2 protein-coding genes and 1 pseudogene are annotated in these 4,222 nt (G+C 64.5%); 1 reads left to right on the top strand and 2 read right to left on the bottom strand.

Annotated elements, in window-relative coordinates:
* Window positions 1-11: 11 nt before the first annotated feature.
* Together ACLFMY_RS08645 and ACLFMY_RS08640 are read right to left on the bottom strand one after the other, a co-directional pair.
* The gene (locus ACLFMY_RS08645; RefSeq protein ID WP_410764257.1) at window positions 12-3,161 is read right to left on the bottom strand and encodes a DUF3427 domain-containing protein; all 3,150 of its coding nucleotides are present in this window, start codon (window positions 3,159-3,161) and stop codon (window positions 12-14) included.
* Between the two features lie 135 nt (window positions 3,162-3,296).
* The gene (locus tag ACLFMY_RS08640; RefSeq protein WP_410764256.1) at window positions 3,297-3,899 is read right to left on the bottom strand and encodes a TetR/AcrR family transcriptional regulator; all 603 of its coding nucleotides are present in this window, start codon (window positions 3,897-3,899) and stop codon (window positions 3,297-3,299) included.
* Between the two features lie 120 nt (window positions 3,900-4,019).
* Between ACLFMY_RS08640 and ACLFMY_RS08635 the strand changes: the two are divergent.
* Window positions 4,020-4,222, top strand: a pseudogene (locus tag ACLFMY_RS08635) (carboxymuconolactone decarboxylase family protein); the annotation flags it as partial.

Below are 4,222 nucleotides of genomic sequence, written 5' to 3'. Positions count from 1 at the left end.
TAGCGAGCGCACTATCCCGCCAATCGAGCTTCCCGCAGCAGATGCGCGGGCAAGGGGTATTCCAGTTCCCACACAATGCTCATCGGCTGGCTGCCTTCGTGTCGACGGTAGCGCAGCGGCCCGCAGAAATGGAATGGCGCGGTCAGGCCATTGGCCAGCGAACGCCGGGTCCGCATGAACAGCATCGGCTGGTAGCCGCGCTCGACATGGTGGATATAGCGTTGCCCGGTGGGTGATTCCGGCGTGGTGCGCGACTGGCTCTGCCAGTGGAACAGCCGGTCGGTGATGGCGTAGTCCTCGTACATGGTCGTGGGGCTGAAATCGCCTTCTGCCTTGTCGATGGTGACAAAGAAGGCATCCACGCGACGTTCGGCGATATGGACCACGCCTTCCCTCGAGGTATGCGGCGCATCCAGCGTGCCCTTGCCGAATGCCAGCAGCACCTGCTCGCGGGTGTAGCCGGCATGCAGTTCCAGCGGCCCGGTGGCTTCGAGGCGGATGCCACTGGCGGGCAGCAGTGAATCTCGACGATGCCGGACGATATCCAGCAAGTCGTGGTGGAGCGCCACGTTTTCCTGGATGAAGCGCTCGATGGCGTTGCGGCTGCCGTCTCCGGGGCGGTTGTTCGGCCAGAGTAGTGCGTAGGCAAGTGTCAGCACTCCTGTGTCTGCCGATCCGTTTCCTTCCAGATGCGTGGTCAGCGTTTCCAGCAACTGCACGTCGTCGCACCGGGCCAGCTGCCGGAGTCCGCGCGTGAGGGGTTTGCGGTATCGCTCGATCGTTTCGAGGGACTGCCCGCGTGCCTCGGCGCGCAACAGGCAGGGTGGACCGTGACGCAGCAGTTCGTCGGGCTCATCGAGGTGAAGCCGGTCCAGTATCGCTTTGTAAGTCGGCGTGACCCCCTCGCGCACCATCTGTTGCAACTGATGAACAAGCTGAGGCCGTCGCATGCCCAGTTGCTGGCGGATGTTGTCCAGCACATGCTCGCGGGCCACCCGGTCCAAGTCGACCAGGCAACCGCTGGGCAACCACGGGAAGCCGTGTTCAACCTGCTGGTCGACGCGCTGGCGCCGGTTGCTGCTCAAGGCACGGAAGCGGTCGGCGTAGCGGAATTGCCGGTGCTGTGGTGCAACGAAATCCAGCACCGTCAGATGGGGCTTGTCGTCATGTAGGCGCAGGCCTCTCCCGAGTTGTTGCAGGTAGATGGTCAAGCTCTCGGTGGGCCGCAGGAGCAGAACCGTGTCGACCTCCGGGATGTCGACGCCTTCGTTGTACAGATCGACGGTAAAGATGAGACGGATACGGCGATCGATCAGGTCACGCTGGACGCGTTGACGTTCGTCTCGGGGGCTGTCCCCGGTCAGGGCGACCGACGGCAGGCCCCAGGCGGTGAAGCACCGGGCCATGAAACGGGCGTGTTGCCGGCTTACGCAGAAGCCCAGCCCGCGGATCTGTTCGACATCGGTCACGGTCTCGGTCAGCTTTTCGGCGACCCATCTGGCCCGGGCGTCGTTGCCGCTGAATACCGAATCGAGATCCGCCGTGGCGTAGCGACCACTACGCCAGTCGAGATTGCTCAGGTCGATATCGGGATGGTCGCCGATGCCGAAATAATGGAATGGGGCGAGCAGGCGACGCTCGATGGCATCGGGTAGGCGGATCTCGTGCGTGAATCGCTTGCCGAAATCATCACGGATATCACGGCCATCCGTCCGCTCCGGCGTGGCAGTCAACCCGAGCAGGGTTTTGGGTTGCAGGTGCGCGAGCAGGGCCTGGTAGCTGTCAGCTGATGCATGGTGGGCCTCGTCGAGCACCACGTAATCGAAATGTGCCGGGTCCAGATCGCACAGATGGCGGCTGTGCCAGCTGGCCACCGAGCAGAACAGGTGCCGGTTCTGCGTCGGCGTGCTGTCGCCGACCAGCAGGTCACCGTAGTCGGCATCTCGCAGCACATGCCGGAAGGTGTCCCGGGCCTGTTGCAGGATTTCCTTTCGGTGAGCGACGAACAGCAGGCTCGGGCGGGAACCGTCGCCTCGTTGGCGGACGAGTCGCTGGTAGTCGAAGGCCGCGATCATGGTCTTGCCCGTGCCGGTGGCGGCGATCACCAGGTGTCGCGACAATCCCGCCTGCCGTTCGCGCGTGATGTCGTCGAGGATTTCCTGCTGAAATCCGTAGGGTTTCAGTTCGAAGAAGGTGGCTGCTGGGGCGGGGTTTCCCGAGCTCGTTTTCTGTTCGGCGGCCAGTGCATCGCGTAGACGGGTCAGATCATCGGCACGCACGGGCTCGAATTCCGCCGGGTCCTCCCAGTGGGTGTCGAAGGCAGCCGTGATTTCGCGCCACAGATGCGGCAACTCATGCTGGCTGACCTTGGCCGTCCATTCCAGTCCCTCGTCCAGTGCCACTCGAGAGACATTGGCCGAGCCGACGTAGGCACTGCCGAATCCCGTCTGCCGATGAAAGGTGTAGGCCTTGGCGTGCAGGCGGGTACGGTGGGTGTCGAAGGACGCGCGCACCTCGGTATGTGGCAGTCCCGCCAGGAACTCGATGGCCTTGATATCGGTGGCGCCCATGTAGGACGTGGTCGCCACCCGCAGGCGCGGCCCACCATCGGGGGCCGGGGTCTGGGTGAACCGTGTCAGCACTTCGCGCAGTGGACGAATGCCGCTCCACTTGATGAAGGACACCAGCCAGTCGGCCCGGTCGGCCGACAGCAGTTCCTTGCGGATCTGGCTGACCAGGCTGGGCGTGCGGGCCGACCCTGTCAGCAGGGCCGAGATATCAAGAGGGGAGTCCGGACGTTCGCTGCGGGATTGACCGACCGTGGCGGCGCTTTCCGGCAGGACTTCCAGCAATTGTCGAAAGGGTGGAGTCGGGATGTCATCGACCAGCGGGGCGAGGGGATGGCCGGCGGCGTCAAGTGCGGCACGCAACTCCTCGAGGCGGCGATGCCAGGTGGGCTGATCGCTCTCCCGCAGTGCCAGTATCAGTTCCGCTAGCTGGCGGGCCAGGTGGCTGCCGACGGCGGGCGCTGCCTCGTCGCCGGTCAGGCCGGCGTGCCAGCGGGCGAGATCCGTGAGCCCCAACCGTTCCAGTTCCTCGCGCAGTCGGGGTGTTTCCAGCCGTGCGTGCAGGCCGATCCAGCGGTTCGCTGTCGAGTCCATGGGTGTCCTGTCCGTCAGTTTCTTTGGGAAACTCTGCCCGGCTCAAAATTCGCAGAGCGGTATGGCAGTCGTGCAGAGTTTCCCTAACCGCACCAGGTTACCAGGCCTCGAGCGTTGGACTGGACGGTGAACGGATCACCCGTTCTCGAAAACACCCTCCAGGAGGGTGTCGACGATCTCGTGCACGTGGAGCTGCCCGTCGGGCATCCGGGCGTAGACGCGCAGCCCGAAGATGCCCGTCATCAGCAGGCGTGCCAGGCGTTCCGGGGGGGCAGTCGCTCGGATCGAACCGTCGGCCTGTCCTTCCCTTAGCACCTCGGCGAAACGACCCTCCACGTATCCCAGCGCCTCGCCAGCGCGTCGGCGCAGTTCCGGCTCGTCGGCCGGTGCCTCGATCAGGGTGTTGATCAGCAGGCAGCCCCGGCTGTCACGATTGCTGTCCGCGTCACGCCGGTCCCCGTCGAGCAGGTTGTCGAAGAACCGGCGGATTCGTGCCGCCGCGTTCCCGTTGCCGCCGAAGACGGCTTCGGCTTCCCGCCGCAGCGCCCGGCTGTAGAACTCGACCGACTCCAGGAACAGGCCCTGCTTGTTGCCGAAGGCCGCGTAGAGGCTGCCCGGGTTGAGCCGGGTCGCGTGGGTGAGGTCGCGCATCGAGGTGCGGTTGTAGCCCTGCGACCAGAAGACCGTCATGGCCTCGGCCAATACCTCGTCGCGTTCGAATGCCGGCGTTCTTGGCATGGTGACTATCAATCCCGAGGGGTCCTGCCCCGCTGTTTGTTTGAACGATCGTTCATTCTGGACTACGTTACCAGTGTGTTGAACGCTCGATCAATTATAGGCCGTCAAGGAGTCCCGCCAATGTCCGACCGCTATCCCGTCCATACCGCCGACACCGCGCCACCGGAGGCCGCCGACACGATCGAGAAGGCCACGGCGGCGTTCGGCTTCCTGCCCAACCTCATCGGCATCATGGCCGAGTCCCCGGCGCTGGCCGAGGCCTACCTGTCGCTTTCCGACATCTTTCAGACGAAGACCGGTCTCGATGCGGCCGAGCAGCATGT

Origin of the sequence: Guyparkeria sp. (assembly GCF_046545975.1) — a bacterium.
Classification (GTDB): domain Bacteria; phylum Pseudomonadota; class Gammaproteobacteria; order Halothiobacillales; family Halothiobacillaceae; genus Guyparkeria.
The sequence above is the reverse complement of the archived record's forward strand: the minus strand, read 5'-3'. Positions and strand labels throughout refer to the sequence as shown.

Excerpts from the sequence above, each read along its gene's own strand:
- ACLFMY_RS08645 (WP_410764257.1), bottom strand. The coding sequence starts at position 3,161 with ATGGACTCGACAGCGAACCGCTGGATCGGCCTGCACGCACGGCTGGAA.
- ACLFMY_RS08640 (WP_410764256.1), bottom strand. The coding sequence starts at position 3,899 with ATGCCAAGAACGCCGGCATTCGAACGCGACGAGGTATTGGCCGAGGCC.